21 protein-coding genes are annotated in these 17,262 nt (G+C 55.9%); 7 read left to right on the top strand and 14 right to left on the bottom strand.

Annotated features, from left to right (window positions below; genetic code table 11):
- Nucleotides 1–3: 3 nt before the first annotated feature.
- The 6 genes from P0120_09710 to ffh are packed head-to-tail and all read right to left on the bottom strand — an operon-like array spanning nt 4 to nt 4,134.
- Complete coding sequence (locus P0120_09710) at nt 4–684, bottom strand: ribonuclease HII (GenBank protein MDF0674592.1); 681 nt, start codon at nt 682–684, stop codon at nt 4–6.
- Nucleotides 685–725: 41 nt separating this feature from the next.
- The gene (rplS, locus tag P0120_09705) at nt 726–1,130 is read right to left on the bottom strand and encodes a 50S ribosomal protein L19 (protein MDF0674591.1); all 405 of its coding nucleotides are present in this window, start codon (nt 1,128–1,130) and stop codon (nt 726–728) included.
- Between the two features lie 4 nt (nt 1,131–1,134).
- Nucleotides 1,135–1,920, bottom strand: coding sequence for a tRNA (guanosine(37)-N1)-methyltransferase TrmD (gene trmD / locus P0120_09700; protein MDF0674590.1), 786 nt, complete (start codon nt 1,918–1,920; stop codon nt 1,135–1,137).
- A 1-nt stretch (nt 1,921) separates the two neighbouring features.
- A complete protein-coding gene (gene rimM / locus P0120_09695; GenBank protein MDF0674589.1) occupies nt 1,922–2,440 on the bottom strand; it encodes a ribosome maturation factor RimM in 519 nt (172 codons plus the stop codon).
- 8 nt (nt 2,441–2,448) lie between these two features.
- Nucleotides 2,449–2,742, bottom strand: coding sequence for a 30S ribosomal protein S16 (gene rpsP / locus P0120_09690; protein ID MDF0674588.1), 294 nt, complete (start codon nt 2,740–2,742; stop codon nt 2,449–2,451).
- Between the two features lie 45 nt (nt 2,743–2,787).
- Nucleotides 2,788–4,134, bottom strand: coding sequence for a signal recognition particle protein (ffh, locus tag P0120_09685; protein MDF0674587.1), 1,347 nt, complete (start codon nt 4,132–4,134; stop codon nt 2,788–2,790).
- Nucleotides 4,135–4,364: 230 nt separating this feature from the next.
- Between ffh and P0120_09680 the strand changes: the two genes are divergently transcribed.
- Nucleotides 4,365–4,625 (top strand): DUF4321 domain-containing protein, encoded by a 261-nt coding sequence (locus tag P0120_09680; GenBank protein ID MDF0674586.1) that lies wholly within the window; start codon nt 4,365–4,367, stop codon nt 4,623–4,625.
- Here the strand turns inward: P0120_09680 and uvrB are convergent.
- The 4 genes from uvrB to P0120_09660 form a co-directional block, all read right to left on the bottom strand.
- The gene (uvrB, locus tag P0120_09675; GenBank protein ID MDF0674585.1) at nt 4,622–6,619 is read right to left on the bottom strand and encodes an excinuclease ABC subunit UvrB; all 1,998 of its coding nucleotides are present in this window, start codon (nt 6,617–6,619) and stop codon (nt 4,622–4,624) included. The two genes, P0120_09680 and uvrB, sit on opposite strands and share 4 nt — an antisense overlap.
- A 215-nt stretch (nt 6,620–6,834) precedes the next feature.
- Nucleotides 6,835–7,134 (bottom strand): RNA-binding protein, encoded by a 300-nt coding sequence (locus P0120_09670; GenBank protein ID MDF0674584.1) that lies wholly within the window; start codon nt 7,132–7,134, stop codon nt 6,835–6,837.
- A 264-nt stretch (nt 7,135–7,398) separates the two neighbouring features.
- Nucleotides 7,399–8,103 carry a hypothetical protein gene (locus P0120_09665; protein ID MDF0674583.1) on the bottom strand — a complete coding sequence of 235 codons (705 nt, stop codon included), beginning with the start codon at nt 8,101–8,103 and terminating at the stop codon, nt 7,399–7,401.
- 95 nt (nt 8,104–8,198) lie between these two features.
- Complete coding sequence (locus tag P0120_09660) at nt 8,199–8,459, bottom strand: hypothetical protein (GenBank protein MDF0674582.1); 261 nt, start codon at nt 8,457–8,459, stop codon at nt 8,199–8,201.
- Nucleotides 8,460–8,627: 168 nt separating this feature from the next.
- Here P0120_09660 and P0120_09655 point away from each other — a divergent pair, with 168 nt between their 5' ends.
- Nucleotides 8,628–10,175, top strand: coding sequence for a M28 family peptidase (locus tag P0120_09655; protein MDF0674581.1), 1,548 nt, complete (start codon nt 8,628–8,630; stop codon nt 10,173–10,175).
- A gap of 95 nt (nt 10,176–10,270) precedes the next feature.
- Here P0120_09655 and P0120_09650 read toward each other — a convergent pair whose 3' ends face one another.
- Nucleotides 10,271–10,738: a hypothetical protein gene (locus P0120_09650; GenBank protein ID MDF0674580.1), complete on the bottom strand. Its 468-nt coding sequence runs from the start codon at nt 10,736–10,738 to the stop codon at nt 10,271–10,273.
- A 63-nt stretch (nt 10,739–10,801) separates the two neighbouring features.
- On the opposite strand from P0120_09650, the gene P0120_09645 reads away from it, so the two are divergent.
- The 4 genes from P0120_09645 (at nt 10,802) to P0120_09630 (ending at nt 14,514) form a co-directional block, all read left to right on the top strand.
- Nucleotides 10,802–12,364 carry a TolC family protein gene (locus P0120_09645; GenBank protein MDF0674579.1) on the top strand — a complete coding sequence of 521 codons (1,563 nt, stop codon included), beginning with the start codon at nt 10,802–10,804 and terminating at the stop codon, nt 12,362–12,364.
- A gap of 7 nt (nt 12,365–12,371) precedes the next feature.
- Nucleotides 12,372–13,079, top strand: a complete 708-nt coding sequence (locus P0120_09640; protein ID MDF0674578.1) for a CPBP family intramembrane metalloprotease — start codon at nt 12,372–12,374, stop codon at nt 13,077–13,079.
- Between the two features lie 65 nt (nt 13,080–13,144).
- Nucleotides 13,145–14,161 (top strand): hypothetical protein, encoded by a 1,017-nt coding sequence (locus P0120_09635; protein MDF0674577.1) that lies wholly within the window; start codon nt 13,145–13,147, stop codon nt 14,159–14,161.
- 14 nt (nt 14,162–14,175) lie between these two features.
- Nucleotides 14,176–14,514, top strand: a complete 339-nt coding sequence (locus P0120_09630) for a DUF3147 domain-containing protein (GenBank protein MDF0674576.1) — start codon at nt 14,176–14,178, stop codon at nt 14,512–14,514.
- A 23-nt stretch (nt 14,515–14,537) separates the two neighbouring features.
- On the opposite strand, the gene P0120_09625 is transcribed toward P0120_09630, so the two are convergent.
- The 3 genes from P0120_09625 to P0120_09615 form a co-directional block, all read right to left on the bottom strand.
- Nucleotides 14,538–14,858, bottom strand: coding sequence for a heavy metal-binding domain-containing protein (locus P0120_09625; GenBank protein ID MDF0674575.1), 321 nt, complete (start codon nt 14,856–14,858; stop codon nt 14,538–14,540).
- A gap of 358 nt (nt 14,859–15,216) precedes the next feature.
- Nucleotides 15,217–15,507, bottom strand: coding sequence for a GIY-YIG nuclease family protein (locus P0120_09620; GenBank protein ID MDF0674574.1), 291 nt, complete (start codon nt 15,505–15,507; stop codon nt 15,217–15,219).
- A 45-nt stretch (nt 15,508–15,552) separates the two neighbouring features.
- A complete protein-coding gene (locus P0120_09615; GenBank protein ID MDF0674573.1) occupies nt 15,553–15,786 on the bottom strand; it encodes a hypothetical protein in 234 nt (77 codons plus the stop codon).
- A 240-nt stretch (nt 15,787–16,026) separates the two neighbouring features.
- Here P0120_09615 and P0120_09610 point away from each other — a divergent pair, with 240 nt between their 5' ends.
- Nucleotides 16,027–17,169: a leucine zipper domain-containing protein gene (locus P0120_09610; protein MDF0674572.1), complete on the top strand. Its 1,143-nt coding sequence runs from the start codon at nt 16,027–16,029 to the stop codon at nt 17,167–17,169.
- Nucleotides 17,170–17,262 lie beyond the last annotated feature (93 nt).

The raw sequence follows: 17,262 nt of genomic DNA, 5'->3' as shown, positions 1-17,262 counted from the left end.
CGCTTACTGCTCGAACAATGTGGAAAGCATCCGTCTGTGCGACTTCCTCTTGGCAGCGACGATCATGTCCTGCACCGGCATGAACGTTCGACGATGAATGGAGCACGGACCATGGCGTGCCAATCGCTGCAGATGTCCGGTCGTGCCATACCCCTTATGCGAGAGAAAATCGTATTCAGGGAACATTGCATGGTACTTCGCCATAAGACGATCTCTCGTGACTTTGGCGATAATGGAGGCGGCCGCAATCGAGAGAGAGAGGGAGTCTCCCTTGATGATGGGCCGTACTGAGATTCTGATTCCCGGAAGAGTCACGGCATCAATGAGTAGATAATCAGGAGGAGGAGCCAGCTGATCGATGGCTCGCCGCATCGCTAGCCTGGTCGCTTCGAGAATATTCAGCCGATCGATCTCTCCGACGTCCGCCGATCCGATTCCCATCCCCACGGCTTGCTCAACAATCGCGGCATATAATCGGTCTCGCTGCCCTTCAGAAAGTTGCTTGGAATCATCGACCCCTGAGAGTCGACATCGAGTCGGTAGGACGACGGCAGCGGCGACGACGGGACCGGCTAACGGGCCACGTCCGGCCTCATCGATACCGGCAATACGACGATACCCACACAGTCGGGCCGCCCGCTCGAACTCTTCGTTGGGCCCACCACACATCCCTTCACCGATCACGCAATAGCATTACCGTGAGGGAACACATACGCGGAAGCAGTCTAAGCCGTCACAGTCTCTTCCTCAGAGGCCGTCGGTTGCGCCGACGACTTGCCCTCTCCGACAAACTCGCGCTCTTCGACCTTCGCAAACCTCCCCTTCTTGCCTCGCAGATAGTAGAGCTTCGCACGCCGAACGCGCCCCTGCCGAACCACATCCACTTTGGAGACGATCGGAGAATGCACCGGAAAAATTCGTTCGACCCCGACCCCGTATGAAAGTTTTCTGACTGTAAACGTTTCGGTATTCAAACTCCCCTTGCGCGCGATCACGGTTCCTTCATAGACCTGAATGCGCTCCTTCTCGCCTTCGACGACTTTGACGTGGACCCTGACGGTATCCCCGATCTCAAATCTCGGCACTGATTTCTTCGTCAACGACCGCTGAATTCGCTCCAACTGATTCATGGACTTAACCCTCCTCCCGGCGTGATGTCGGGGTCGTCAAAAGACCTTCGCTCATCAATTCATCCAACAACTGTTGATCTTCCTTCGTGAACATCCGATCTTTCAAGAGATCGGGGCGTCGCACATACGTGCCGCGCAACGCTTCCTTCCGACGCCACAACCGAATGGCCTCATGATGGCCCGAAAGCAAGACATCGGGCACACCGATTCCGCCGATTTCTGCCGGCCTCGTGTACTGCGGGTACTCCAGCAATGAGTCCGCAAACGACTCTTCCAAAACGGAACTTGGGTCGCCCAAGACGCCGGGAACGAGTCTGGCCGCTGCATCGATCAGTACAAGCGCCGGCAATTCACCTCCGGTCAACACATAATCTCCGAGTGAGACTTCCTCCGGAGCTAATGTCATACGGACGCGCTCATCCACTCCCTCATAGTGCCCGCACAGAATGACGATTCGGCGACGCTCGCTCGCCAACTGTTCTGCATGGTCTTGCGTAAAAGGCCGCCCGTGAGGAGTTGGAAACATCAGTCGAATGTCTTCATCGTTTGCCCGCGCTTCATTTCGAAGCGCAGCCACCGCAAGAAGGATCGGCTCAGCCTTCATGACCATGCCGGCTCCACCTCCATACGGCATATCATCGACTACTTTGTGGCGATCCGTCGTGAAGTCGCGCAAATTGTGCACCTTCACGGTGAGAAGCCCTTTTTCCTGGCCTCGTTTGAGCATGCTGTGAGCCAAGACCGGGGCGAACATCCCGGGGAACAGTGTCAGAACCTCGAACCGCAACATGCTAATCACCCAATCCGTCGATCAACCGGACAGTCATTTTTCGAGCCGTCAGATCGACGGTACGAACCAGTTCTTTCGCTGCGGGGATCAAGATCTCTTTGGCCTCCCGGCGAACAACGAACAGGGGATTTCCCGGCAGGTCCCAAATCTCCTCCAGCACACCGATCGGCTGCCCCTCTTCGGTGGAGACAGCAAGACCGACCAGATCACACTCATAGTACTGCCCATCCGGCAGCCTGGGCACGGACCCGCGAATTGTCTGAATGAACCCGCCTCGCCAGAGACTCGCGTCCTCCGGGTTGGTCAAACCGGTCAATCCAAGAACAAACCCAGCTCCCACGCGCCTCACGTGGGTGACGCTGGTCTCAAGAGTCTGTCCGTTCCTTGCCAGGAGACTCACGGTCCCCAACCCTTCAAATCGACCTGGAACATCGGATAGTGGCAGAACCTTCACTTCCCCCTTGACGCCAAAGGGTCGCTCGATCCGTCCCACCGTCACGGTTTCCGATGGAGTCACCATCACACGAATCAGGATTTTGCGGGCGCTTGTTTCTGCGCAGCTTTTTCAGCCTCAAACTGCTTCCAGACCCCTGCCCTGCGCAACAACGTCCGCACGGTCACCGTGGGTTGAGCGCCGTGCCTCAGCCAGTTCAGCACACGTTCCTGCTTCAACTCCGGCACACCGGCTTCTTTCAACGGATCAAAAATTCCAAGGATCTCCAGGAACCGTCCGTCGCGCGCTTTTCGTGAATCAGCGGCCACCACACGATACATCGGTCGTTTGTGTCTTCCCGTTCGAGCCAGTCTCAAATGTACAGCCACAACTGTCCTCCTTTACGCTGAATTCGCACTTTCGGTCATGATCGCTTATCGAGATCTCATGAGTTGGGCGAGCTGTCGACGCCCCCCCGCACCGGTCATCGCCTTTGCCAACTTCTTAGCCGATAAGAACTGCTTGATGAGGCGATTCACATCCTGTACCGTCGTGCCGCTGCCACGGGCGATCCGCTTCTTTCGGCTTCCATTGATGATCGTATGATCGCGGCGTTCCCGTGGGGTCATCGAATCGATCACTGCGACCACACGGCCGATCTCTCGCTCCGGCTTGTCGCCTTCGATCGCTTGCTTGAGTTTTTGCCCACCCGGGAGCATGCCGAGAATCTGCTCGAATGACCCCATGCGGTTCATCTGGCCGAGCTGAGTCCGAAAATCTTCCAGGGTGAAAGTATTGCTGGTGAGCCGCTTCTGAGCTTCCTCAGCCTGCTCACGAGTGATGCTTTCCTGGGCTTTCTCAATGAGCGACAGCACGTCGCCCATCCCAAGAATACGGGAAGCCATCCGGTCCGGATGAAACGGCTCTAAGGCATCCAGCTTTTCCCCGACACCAAGAAACTTGATGGGCTTTCCGGTTGCGGCCCGAATCGATAAGACCGCGCCTCCGCGTGCGTCCCCTTCGACCTTGGTCAGAATAATACCGGTCAACCCGACCTTTTGATCGAACTGGCCGGCCATGGTGACCGCATCCTGCCCGGTCATCGCGTCGGCAACCAACAAAACCTCATGAGGAGACACGGCCGTTTTCACGGCGACAAGTTCGTTCATTAACTCGTCGTCGATATGCAATCGGCCTCCGGTATCAAGGATGATGAGATCAAAACCCTGATCGCGCCCTCGCTCGACCCCAGCACGGCAGATATGGACCACATCCGATTGAGAAGCCTGAACGTGATCCGCACGGTGAACCTCAACTCCGAGATCCTGACCAAGGGCGCTCAGTTGCTCACCGGCCGCAGGACGACGCGGATCGGCAGCCACCAAAAGCACTCGCTTGCCTTGATTCTTAAACAGACGCGCAAGTTTGCCGCTGGCCGTGGTCTTTCCCGCCCCTTGTAATCCGACCATCATCAAGATAGTCGGGGGCTGTGAGCTCAGGGCAAGTCCCGCCCGCTCATTCCCCATCATCGCCCGGAGCTCATCCCAGACGACTTTGACGACCTGATGTCCGGGAGTCAGACTCTGCAGGACTTCCTGACCGACAGCCTTTTGACGGACGCGATCGATGAACTCTTTGACGATCTTAAAGTTGACGTCTGCTTCAAGAAGCGCAAACCGCACATCTTTCAATGCTTCCGTAATGTTCTGCTCCGTGAGCACACCCTGCCCTCGGAGTTTCTTCAAAATTTTTTCGAACTTATCGCTCAGCGCATCGAGCATGACGCCGTATCACCACAAAGAAAGAGGCCATCGAAGCCTTGCACCAGACCTCCGATCGCCTCGAAAATCTTGGGAAAAGAGTATCGAGGAGTCTATCGGACCAAGCAGGGCAAGTCAAGGTCATCACGAGCCAGTAGTTTTATTGACATGCCGAAACCCTTCGGATATGGTGCCCTTCAGCCACCCAAAAACCACTGTACGGAAACTCATAAAGAAAGAAGAGCGGCCGCGTGAGAAAATCGCCCTGGGTTTTGCTCATTTTCGTGCTGATCGGAGGGCTCCTTGGCGGGATACTCGGGGAGATTCTCCACGTCATGGCACCTCAAGGCACCATTCAAAACATTTTCGCGACGCACTATAATCCCGGGATCAATCCACCGCTCACCATCGACCTTGTCCTGATCAAACTCGTCCTAGGATTCAACATTAAGGTTAACATTCTGAGCATCCTTGGGATGTTCATCGGTATCTACCTTTACAAGCACGTCTAAGAGTTCGCGTTCAGCGCTTGAAGCCGGAGCGATCGAATTTGATTGCGCAACTCTGCGGCCCGCTCAAAGGCAAGTTCTTTGGCGGCCGCTTTCATTTCCGACTCCAGCCGTTCGATGAGTTGATCCGTTGATTCTGAGTTCTCGTATGGCTCGATCGATTCAGCTGCAAGATCCAACCGGATATAATCCATGTCGGCCACGGCATACTCAAGGGAAGGAATACCTTTCGTAATACCGACCGGAGTAATCCCATGAATCCGGTTGTACTCGGCTTGAATCCAGCGACGTCGGTTCGTTTCCTCGATCGCCTGTTTCATCGAATCCGTCACTACATCTCCGTAAAAAATGACTCGGCCTTCGAGATTGCGTGCGGCTCGGCCGGCCGTTTGAATCAACGCACGGTACGAGCGCAGATAGCCTTCCTTATCGGCGTCAAGAATCGCTACCAGGCTCACTTCGGGGAGATCGAGACCTTCGCGCAGTAAATTGATCCCGACCAGCACGTCAAACGTCCCGCACCGGAGGTCGCGGATGATCTCGGCTCGCTCAAGGGTTTTAATGTCGGAATGCAGATAGCGCACTTTGATTCCCAAGTCGTGGTAATACTCAGTCAAATCCTCCGCCATCCGCTTCGTTAAGGTCGTCACGAGCACCCTGCCACCCTTGGCAACCTCCGAGCGGACCTGCCCGAGGAGATGGTCCACCTGCCCCTTGGCCGGCACGACATCGATGCGTGGATCCATCAGACCGGTCGGGCGAACGATCTGCTCAACCACATCGCGGCCGGCATGCTCCAGCTCGTAGCTGCCGGGTGTCGCGGACACATACACCACCTGATTGAGACAACTCTCGAACTCAGAAAACTTCAATGGACGGTTGTCGACCGCCGACTGGAGTCGAAATCCGTATTCCACCAACGTCCGTTTTCTGGAGTAATCTCCCTCATACATCCCGCCGACTTGGGGAACCGTCGCGTGAGACTCATCGACGATCAATAGAAAATCCTTTGGGAAATAGTCCAACAATGTGGGAGGCGGCTCACCAGGCCCCCGCCCGCTGAGATGGCGCGAGTAGTTTTCAATCCCGTGGCAATACCCCATGGCTCGAATCATCTCCAGATCAAACTTGGTGCGTTGCTCAAGCCGTTGGGCCTCCAGCAACCGACCCGTCTTCCTGAACAAGACCAAGCGGTCTTCCAATTCTTCCTCGATACCGGTGATGGCCCTCTCATAGCGATCCGGAGCGATGAGATAATGGGTGTTCGGATAAATCGCGATCTTGGGAAGCTTGTTCAATGATTTCCCGGTGAGTGGATCGATCTCATGAATGGCATCCACAACGTCTCCGAACAGCTCGATCCGCACCGACTTGGCTTCCGACGAGGCAGGAAAAATCTCGATCACGTCCCCACGTGCCCGGAACGTCCCGCGATGAAAATCCACATCATTGCGCTCGTATTGAATCTCCACCAGTTTCGATAATATCTTTTCTCGCCTCGTTTCGACGCCTTCCTCCAAATAAATCAGCATGTCATGGTAGACCTCTGGTGACCCCAGCCCATAGATGCAGGACACCGAGGATACGATCAGCACGTCGTTTCGTTGCAACAGCTCGGTCGTGGCGGAGTGGCGCATCTGATCAATGGTATCGTTAATCGAGGCATCCTTCGCGATATACGTATCACTCTGAGGGATATAGGCCTCCGGTTGATAGTAATCGTAATAGCTCACGAAATACTCGACGGCGTTATGGGGGAAAAACTGCTTGAACTCCTGATAGAGTTGACCGGCCAACGTTTTGTTGTGGACCAGGACGAGCGTCGGCTTCTGGACGCGCTCGATAAGGTTCGCCATCGTGAAAGTCTTGCCGGACCCCGTGACTCCGAGCAACACTTGATGTTTCTTCCCGGACTGCACCCCAGCGGTCAACCTCCCGATGGCTTCCGGTTGGTCTCCGCAAGCTTTAAAAGGAGCCTCTAACTTAAAGGGTGGCACGGTCTCCCTCCCGGTGAAACAATGTGGAGCCTCACGGGTTGATAGCTGCGATTCCTAGTGGTTCTTCGGCGACACCTCTCCGAAGCATGGCTTCCTGCGTAGGCGGGTGAAGGAAATCCAGATGGACATTGGTGACTTTTGATATCGCAACCCACAACGTAAAAAGGGCTGCCGGAAATTCCGGCAGCCCTTATCGCAGCGGAACAGACCCGAGGTTAACCGCGACCGCCTCCGAACCCTCCACGACCTCCGCCGCCGGAGCGGGGCTCTTGAGGACGAGCTTCGTTCACCGTCAACGTACGCCCCCCAAGTTGTGTGCCGTTCAAGGCGGTAATCGCCGCTTGCGCTTCGCCATCGGAGGACATTTCGACAAATCCAAACCCTCGAGACTGCCCGGTGAACTTGTCCGTAATAATCCGCGCCGAGGCCACCGCACCATGCGCCGCAAACAGATCGCTTAGCTGCTGCTCAGTCGTTGAATAGGGCAATCCACCAACATAGATCTTCGCACCCATCTGATTCCTCCTTTGACACAATGATGTTGTCTTGGACTCGAGAAAACAACGGGGAAGGAATGGGCCGAAGGCGTCAACACAGCGGCGGCTTAGCTCTGGCTTCCGATCAAATTCCCGGGCTGACCCAACACAACATCCATCTCAGGCCTTGTCACTTTCGGCGTCGGTCCTGCCAGGCCTTTCGCAAACCGACAGAGTTATGATACTCCAGACCGACAAAAAATGGCAAGTTTGAGGCCAAATCGGCCCGCTGATGAACCCACGTCAATAGGCCGGAGGCGGGGAAAGCGGTCGGTGGGAAAAGAGAGGAACTGCATGGAAGCTGTCGAACAACACGGTAGATGTTCCAAGAACGACTAGGCCAATTTGCCCCAAGCCCAAGGCTTGGTCTTCAACGGAAAGGGCAAGCACTCCGTCTACAAACACTTCCATAAAATCTTTGCTGATGATGGTGTTTCGTTGAACCCTGAGTGAATGCCAGTCAATGTTTTTCAGACTAATCGACGCCTGCGCGAGGGGCAATTCGCGTCCATTCGACAAGCGAACGAGCTGCACCTTTTGACCGATCGAATCGACGACCGCCACGTAAAAATTGCGCGTGTCGCGCACACCAAACGCTATGCCTCCGAGCCCGGACGTTCCTTGCTGCGCATGAAAGCGAACGCTGAGATCCGGATACTCATACTCCAATCCATCGGCCAGGAGCGCCTGATAACAGGGCTGCGTACAATTCGATGAACCAGCGAGAATGTTGGGTGGAGAAGGTGCAGTTGCATGCCCCTGGACAATCCAATTTGCAAGTGGCTCGTCACTGGAATTACCCCTTACGAAACCGCCAGGCAGCGTATTGGATTGATCTTGATCGAAGGTCCACCTTTGGAAAAGCCCACCCGCCGCTTGTTTCTTCAGATTAACGGCCTTTTCTTCCGATGTTTCCTTCTGAACTCCGTAACTAGGGGTATACCCCATGACGAGACCCAGGCCAGCCACTAAGAGAGCGAAGTACCCTTGCCATGCTCGCCTGATGACGGGACCGGTTCGAGATTTCAAAGACGATACGCGCACTACGATGAGCTATCCGATTTCTGAATTTGAAGAATCTCTCGCTGCAGACGGTCCCTCTCGGCGAGGATCTTCCTCCGTCGTTGCCATCGATCCCAAGTCCACCAACGCAGTTTTTCGCTGAACGTCACCGCAGGCATCGGGGCACTGCCGCCAGGGGCCTGTTGGAACGAATACCCGTCATGAGTATCGCGCTGCTCAAAAAACCGCCGATACAGATGATCGTACAATCCCTTTCCCGATTCACCACCTGCCATACCCATCCCCTTAACTTCAGAAACGGTTCAGCCGCTCCTAACCTTGTCCGATATTCCAGGTCCCCTACGGCTACCCGTCGAATAGTACCTGGGCTCAGTGCGACTCTGCAACCTGCGTTCCCTCATGCTATGATCCCACATCTGCATGCAACCTGACATGATCAGGGTATCACGATGAACCTTGCCTGTTTGGCATCCGATTCCAGAGCCCGCTGCATCGTGGTCCTCGCGGCCGTCTGCCTTCTTCTCTCACCCAAGCCAAGCCTGGCTCAATCGCCCGAGACAGACCTTCAGACAGCCATCGATTCGCTCTCCGCAGAACGGATGAAGGCCGACATTCGAACACTCAGCGGACCTGCGTTCAATGGACGGCAAAGCGGTACGAAAGCAGATCTCGAATCAGCTCGGTGGATCGCACAAGAGTTTCTTTCGGCAGGTTTGCGTTTACCACTCGTTCCCAATGGCTCACTGATTGTACCGTTCTTGACGGGAAAGGATGGTACTTCATCCGGGATCATGGCCTCCATGCTATCCACTCCCCTGATAGCACCGGATCCAATAGTACGAGTCGGTCCGGTAGATCATTTAGCCACCAAAACTCTCGGCTCAGACTATTTTCCCGTTTTCGATTCGCCCTCCGCAGACCTCCACGCCCACATCATCTTTGTCGGATACGGTATTGTCGATCCTGCGCAAGGCATCGACGACTATGCGGGCATCGACGTGAATAATTGCATCGTTCTGTTTCTGCGAGGCAAGCCGGACCACTACCCACGACCAGTCAGCCACGCCGCCAAAGTTCGATTTGCACGGGAACGAGGCGCGATCGGCTACTTGATGGCGACCGGGCCACTGCTTTCCCCCTATGAGGTCCGCCGTGGCATTACAGGGAGTCCCAGTGCCTTCTACGGTCAAGTACCTCCTGATCACGCCATTCCTGGAGCCTGGCTCAGTACGGCGGTGGCCCAAGAGATTCTCTCGGAATCGAAGGAGGACATTCCCGATCGTCTGCGTGTCCTTCAAGAACACCTGAACCAAGCACCCCCATCACAACCACAAGCCATCCGGACAAACCATTTTGCATCGCTTGAGTGGAAGACGACGATGGCGGACGGAATTCTAGTCAATGCGGTAGGGATGATTCCTGGAACCGGAACAGAGTCTGTGATCATCGGAGCCCATCGAGACCACTTCGGTCGTCCAGGAGGTGTTCTGTTCCCCGGCGCGGATGACAATGCCTCCGGAACAGCAGTCATCTTGGAAGTAGCGCGAGCCCTCACAAAAGCCGAGCTGCGTCCCTCCCGGACCATCTTCTTCGTCTCCTTCAGCGGCGAAGAGCGCGATCTGCTTGGTTCACGACTGTATACGTCACGACCCATCACTCCACTCAATTCTACAAAAGCCATGATCAACATCGACCACGCCGGCGTTGGCAATGGACGGCTCACGGTAGGCGTGACAGGATTAGAGAAGGAGATCCTTCGAGAGGTCGGGAGAGCGGCCGGCGTTCACGAGAAACTGGATCTTTATGGCTTTTTCCCCGGAGGCGACCACGTGCCATTTAAAGAAGCCGGTGTACCGACGGTCACTGTCGTGAGTGGCGGTGTGCATCCGCACTTTCATCAACCATCGGATACCGCCGACACCATCGATCCAGAAATCCTAAACACCGTGGCCCGGTATGTGCTGGCGGTGACGTGGCAACTCGCCTACCAACCATGAAACATTGCGAGCGGGTGAACGGAATAGACTGTTTCAGGACATCGAGGCTCTACAGAAGACAAGAACGCAAGCGACGAGCCGTTCCACTCGGTGAATTAGGGAATCTCGTCGAGGATGCCCGACTCGATCGGAGGCAAGGGAGCCGTTTGAGGTGGCGGCCCAGGAAGGACGATTCCGGATCCGGCTTGATTCGCGCCTTGGATAAGCCCAATGGACAATTGTGGGCCGAAGGTCATGACGGCCCCACTCCAAGCCTGACCCGTGGTGGGGTTTCGAAAGTTGTACGTTTGGAAGTATTGTCCAGGAAAGTAGAGAAACCCCTGTGTACCCTGGCGGTCTATGTACAGGCTCCCACCGGCGAATCGAAACAGAGTACCGAGCCCTCCATCAAACGACCGTACAGCAGAGGCAGTAGACCCTGCCGACACATTCTGTGCCAAGGCAGATTGGCTCGTGCTGAATGCCGCGACTGCGAGCAGATATATCAGAACGACGAGCAGACTCCACGATCGAGGGCGAGTGGCTGTTCCAGCAACAGGAGTGTGCGCGATCTTAATGTTCATGACAGAGATTGTAAGGCAGATTATAGTATGAGCTCGCGCGGATCGTGAATCAAGGAGAAAGTTATGAATTGCAGATCCTCAAGTCATCACCGTCTTGCAACCATCGTGATCGCCGGTTTGTGGTCCATCATATCACCACTCGACAGTTGGTGCTTGGATGTGACACAACCTCTTCCAGCGGAGCGACGTGAAAGCGTGTCGCTCGCGGATGCGGCGCTGCGCGCGCTGCAGAATAATCTCGACATCAGTATCAGCCGTCACAACAAAGAAAGCCGGTTGGCGGACATCATCATCGAACAATCCAAGTTCGATCCCAACCTCAGCGTCAACGGCCAATTTAATCGGACAGTGAACCCGCTCAATCGACCCGTGTTCGGCGGAACGACACCGATCCTTAATCAGATTACGATTTTCGACCAGCGCAACAGTTCCGTGACCTTGGATGCGCAGACCAACCTCATTACAGGCGGCAATTTCGACGTCAATTATAGCCCCGCCCGAACCGGCGTGAACCCGAACGTCGCCCAAGGATTCCTCTTCAATCCTGCCTGGACAGGCGGCCTGGCCTTCACATTGACTCAGCCGTTGCTCAGGAACGCGGGGATCGGGATCAATAAGACCTTCATCAAGGTCGCCCAGAATAATGCCGAGGTCGAACAGCATGTCTTTCGAGACCGAGTGCTGACCGTCATCACCACGGTGGAACAAACCTATTGGGAGCTGGTGTTTGCGAATGATAATTTGAAAGTGGCGCAAGCCGCCATGAAGGCCGCCGAAGAACTCTTAGCGACCAACCGCGCCAAGGCGAAAGCAGGCGTCATGTCGATCGTCGACGTGCTTCAGGCCGAAGCAGCAGCCTCATCCAGAGTGGAGCAGGTGTTGATTGCCGAGAAAGCCATTCGGGATCAGGAAGATCAGCTACGACGCCTCTTGAATCCGGGCGAAGAAGACCTGCGCCAAGACGTCCGCCTCACCCCCGCGGATATCCCCGTCACGGTCCTTGAACCCCTCAGCCTCCAGGAGGCCATCGATACGGCGATCGAACAGCGGCCGGAAATCGTGCAGGCAAAGAAAAATGTCGAATCGGGTGAACTGAATAAACAATTCGCCCGTAATCAGTTGTTGCCGACTCTCTCATTTCAAGGCACCGTCGGTCTTGCCGGGCTTGGGGGGGACTACGTCGAATCCGCTGCGAGAAACTTCAGCGGCGATTTTTACAACTATGGAGCGGGGCTGGTGCTCAGTTATCCGCTCGGCAACCGGGCCGCCATCAACACGTACAACAAACGAAAGCTGGAGGCCCGAAATGCCGAGGATTCGCTCGCCAGTGTGCGGCAACAAATCATCGTCGGCGTGCGGGAAGCAGTGCGCCGGGTACAGACCGACTTTAAGCGTATCGAAACCACCAGATCGGCTCGCATCATGGCAGAGAAACAGCTACAGGCCGAACAGGAACGGTTGAAGGTCGGGCTCAGCACGACTCGCTTCGTGCTCGATTTCCAGCGCGACCTGGCCACTGCCCAGGGCAACGAGCTGCGGGCCATCGTCGATTACAACAAGTCGCTGTCCAACCTTTCTCGCCATAAGGCGACCACATTGGACCGCTATCATCTCGAACTTTCGTAGCGCTCCGATGGCGTCCGAGCCCAATCGTCCGGCTCCAAGCCAAGCTTCATCTGCGGGAGCAGCACTGTCGCTGCTCCCGATTGGAGCAACATTCGGCTACTACGCGCTTCCCGCTTCTCTCAAAGAACAACTGCTCCTCCAATTCGTACCCCAGTTTCTCGCCTATGTGGGGCTCAGTTTCTGGGCTGTGCGCGTCTCGCAGGTACCGGCTCAACTCGGGTTGGAAAGGGGAAAGGTGCGGAGCGGGCTCCAGTGGGGAGTGTTGACGGGATTGTTGCTCGGCGTTCTCAATACGTTCGTGATTCTGGTCGCCTATCCATTCCTTGGTTACGACATCACGTTCTTGAAGCAGACGCCTCACGGTCGTCTCCCCGTCCTCCTCATGGTACCATGGCTCATCTGCGGCATCGCGCTGTTCGTGGAACTTAACTTTCGCGGATTTCTCTTAGGACGCCTGGCCGAGCTCGAATCGCACTGGCGGGATTCTAATTCCAGCCGACGCCTGTCTCCCCTAGCCCTCACGGCCAGCACGCTCACATTTGCATTCGACCCGTTCATGGTGAATACTTTTCAATACCTTCACTGGATCGCCCTCTGGGACGGGCTCATCTGGGGAAGCATCTGGCTCAGAACGCGCAACCTCTGGATTACGATTATGGCTCACGCGGTCGAAGTGATCGTGATGTACAGTGCAGTCAAAGCGGCGATAGGATGAGAATTTGACGATCTGTTGATTGGAATCCAATTTGACAGATCAACAGATCGCTGAATGATTCGCTCATGAACCCTTCCTTCTCCAGTTATCTGGTTAACGATGTCTTCGGCGACCCGGGCGTCTACGTAGAAGTTCGCTGGTCGAAGCGAGCGTTGCTCTTTGATCTCGGGCACAACGGCAACCTGGGGCCGACCAGATTGCTCAGGGCAGGAGAAATCTTCATCTCTCATACACACATGGACCATTTCATCGGATTTGATGCTGTTCTTCGAGTCGCGCTTGGACGGGGGAAGACTCTTAAACTGTTCGGCCCTCCTGGCCTGATCGACAATGTCCATGGCAAACTGCGCGGCTATACCTGGAATCTTGTGGACGGCTACCCGCTCACGATCGAAGTTCGGGAGTTCCACAAACAGGAGATTCGACGGACTGTGTTTCGAGCGAGTGACGGATTTCAGCCGTCCGAGCAAGGGTCCTCTCCAACGCCACACCGCGACGGTCCGCTCTTCACTGTGCTGGAAGATCCGATGTTCACGACCAAAGCCGTGGCATTGAACCATCGCATCCCCTCATTCGCGTACTCGCTCGAAGAGCAATTTCACATCAACGTCAATAAACAGAAATTGCATGAGGCAGGGCTAAGGGTCGGCGCTTGGCTCAAAGACGTGAAGCAGCATATCTGGCAAGGCAAGCCGGACGATTTCCGCTTCACCCTGGCGCTCTACGACGAGCATCGACGCGAGGTGCAGGAATTTATGCTGGGAGAAGTGAAGGAACGGTTTCTTACGATCTCACGAGGGCAAAAGATCACCTATCTCGTCGACGCGCGGTACGACGAGGAAAATGAAGCCAAGATCATCCAGCTCGCACGCGGAGCAGACATCTTCTATTGTGAATCGCCCTATCTGGATTGTGACGCAGAAAAAGCGTACGACCGGTATCATTTGACGGCCAGGCAAGCCGGGCTCATGGCACGCAAGGCGCAGGTCCACGACCTCATCGTGTTTCACTTTTCGCCGCGTTATACCGGCCAGGGCGAGGCGCTGGAGAGGGAAGCGATGGAGGCGTTTCAGGGAGCATAAGGAGGGGGATTTTCGTGACTGATCTTGTGAAATACGCGGTGTACTTTCTCTTAGGCGGCAGCATCGTAACCTTCTCCACCTATCTTGGCTCGCAAGGCAAGTCGTTCCTCGCCGCCATGGCCAGTACCTTTCCCGCCATCACCGGGGTCACATTCATCCTACTCTATGCGAGCGGTGGTGGGACAACAACGGTTGACTACGCCAAGAACTTGTTGTGGTTCGTCCCACCCTGGACCGTCTATGTCATTGCCATGATCATGGGCATCCCCCGTCTCGGCTTCTGGCCCGCGATGGCCGGATCGCTCGTCTTGTATCTGGGATGTATTGGGCTGGTAAAGATGATGTTCCGGTAGATTCGCCAACCCCACCGAGCTTCTTACTCAATCACCACGGCAGTCCCGTTCGCACTGACCATCAACATACTGCTGTTGGTGCCGATCGTCTCATAATCGATATCGATGCCGACGATCGCATTGGCGCCCAGGTTCTTGGCTTGCTCCTCCATTTCTTCCAGCGCAATATTCTTCGCTTTTCGGAGTTCCTTTTCATAGGCCGCCGAGCGACCACCGACGATATCCCGGATCGACGCAAAAAAATCCCGAAAGATGTTCGCGCCGAGAATCGCATCCCCGGACACCAAGCCGAGATACTTGACCGTTTTCTTGCCATCGATGTTGTTCGTCGTCGTAAGAATCATGCGCCCTCCTCTCTAAGCATCCTCATCCGCTCATTCAGTACGAACTGAATACCACGATCTCGAGCAGGGTGATGATCCCACCCGGCACGCTGTACTAAATCTTCCCTTGACGAACTTCCTCTCATAGCCCCTGCTGGGCAACGGTTCACAATATCAGTAGAAGACTTGCGTTTAGTCGCACCAAACGCTAAAGCACTTGGCATTTGGTACAACCCGCCGCGTAACGCTTACCATGATCTGCTGCGATGAGGCGGTCCAGCAAGTGCAAGAGCGGTGCATCCATGAGTCCGAACTTGTATTATTATCATGCCGACTCATGAGTCCATTCGTCCTGAGCCTGTCGAAGCCTGCGGTGAGTTTATCGAACTGGACGCCCTCCTTTCGCCAACCTTCCCACTTCCGCCCAGTCACCGCGAATCATTGCTTCCTTCTTCTGTCGGCTCCAACCCTTTATCCGACGCTCACAGGCCAATGCCTCTTCCCGGGTCCTAAACGCTTCGGTATACACCACGGTTAATGGACGCCTTGAGAAGGTATAGCCATGCAACTCTCCCACTTGGTGTTCCGCGACACGCTTTTCGAGGTTATCGGTGTGCCCAGTGTAATAGGACCCGTCTGCACAGCGAAGAATATAGACCCAGAAAGTCATGGAACTTGTCTTGCCAGGAACGAGGATGCCCGTACTTCGACCGGCTCATGCTTCGACAAGCTCAGCACGAACGACAAAAATTAATGCTTTCAGGATCATTTCCGTTCGCCCTGAGCAGGTCGAAGGGTGAACGAAAATGTTTCCGTAGTCTACTCGACCGCCTTCGATGCGCTCGCCCAATGTGAAGCGGCGCACGCGCGGGAACTTGTCGAGCTGCGGAATCAGCCACAGCAGCAGCTCATGACACGATTGCACCGCCTGGGGAACCGTGGCAGGCATCACTCAACTCCTCAACCTATCGAAGACTCCATTCGCCCTTCGGAATCGGACGTAAAGGTCACATGACAACACATCGTTGACACCCAAACTGACACGACATCGATGACACTTGGCCGACACCGATAAAACGGATAGAAGGACCCTCCAGTCCATCAGGGGGGAAGGATATGAGTCAAAAAAAGTGCGGAGCTGATCGAGGAACGCAAGCGATGTGTCGGCTGGTGGCTGCAACAGCGGTCGATCAGTTGGATTGCCCGACGACTGCGACGAAGTCGGGAGTGGGGGCACAAATGGATCCGGCGGTATCGCCAAGGAGGCCCGACGTGGTTTTTGGAGCGATCCCGACGACCGCACCAGATAGCCCGGCGTGTGTCGGCCACGTTCGAGCAGGCGGTCATCCGAACGCATGCTCGGCTCACCAGTCCGCGCAATCCGCTTGGGTTTTACGGCGCGGAAGCGATCGCACACGAGTTGGCCGATGTGGGGGTGTCCCCCGTGCACAGTATCCGCACCATTCACCGAATCTTGGCCCGGCACCAGCTGGTCACGCGCAGGCGACGGGACCGATCTCGGCGCGGTCCCAGCTTGCCCACTCCTCCGGCCCGGCGCCAGAACGACGTGCACCAACTCGACTTCATTGTCGGGCATTATCTGGGAGCTCGGCGGCCCGTCGTCATCTTGAACCGCAAGGACATAGCCACGGGGCTGGTCGGCGGGACCGAGGAACCCGACCGACGAGTCCAGCGCGTGCTGGCGTTTCTGACGCGGGACTGGCACCGTCATGGCCGGCCTCGGTTTGTCCAAATGGACAACGACATGAGCTTGACGGGCGGCCGGTTCTATCCTCGCAGTCTGGGGCAACTGATCCGATTCTGCTTGGCCTGTCGAGTCATCCCGGTCTTTACGCCCGAGCGGCAACCCGCCGCCAACGCCCGCGTCGAACGCTACAACGGCCTCTGGCAGGAGAAGGTCTGGCAGCGGTATCGCTTCCGCACCCTGCGGCACCTGCGGGCTCGGTCGCACGCCTTTCAGGTGGCCTACAACACCTATCTCACACGCAGGCTGATCCATCAGGGGCAGTACGCGCGCTTGAACGGCCCTCGGTGCCCGTTGCCCGTGCCCTTCCGTATGCCCCACCCGTTGCCACTCTGTCGCGGACAGATCTGGGTGATCAGGAGAATCGATGAAAACGGCCACATCCAGGTGTTCAACGAAACGATTCGGCTCCCCCCGCGCTATGCCCATGAGTTTGTCCGCGTGGTCATTCGGACCGGCCCGCAAACTCTTTCGGTGTACTGGACTGCGTCCCAACAGGGGCGCCTCAAACGGATTGTGCATCGAGCCTATCGCCTCCGTGAAAAGGCCAGCACTCCTTTGCTCTGAAGTCATGCGTCGTCCGGTGACTTCCGCACGAGTGCCGGAGGGTCAACTGGGTACAGTCAGCGATGTCTTGTCGCGCATGAAGACCAATTCATG

It is taken from the genome of Nitrospira sp. (assembly GCA_029194675.1).
In the GTDB taxonomy this organism is placed as follows: domain Bacteria; phylum Nitrospirota; class Nitrospiria; order Nitrospirales; family Nitrospiraceae; genus Nitrospira_D.
The sequence above is the reverse complement of the archived record's forward strand: the minus strand, read 5'-3'. Positions and strand labels throughout refer to the sequence as shown.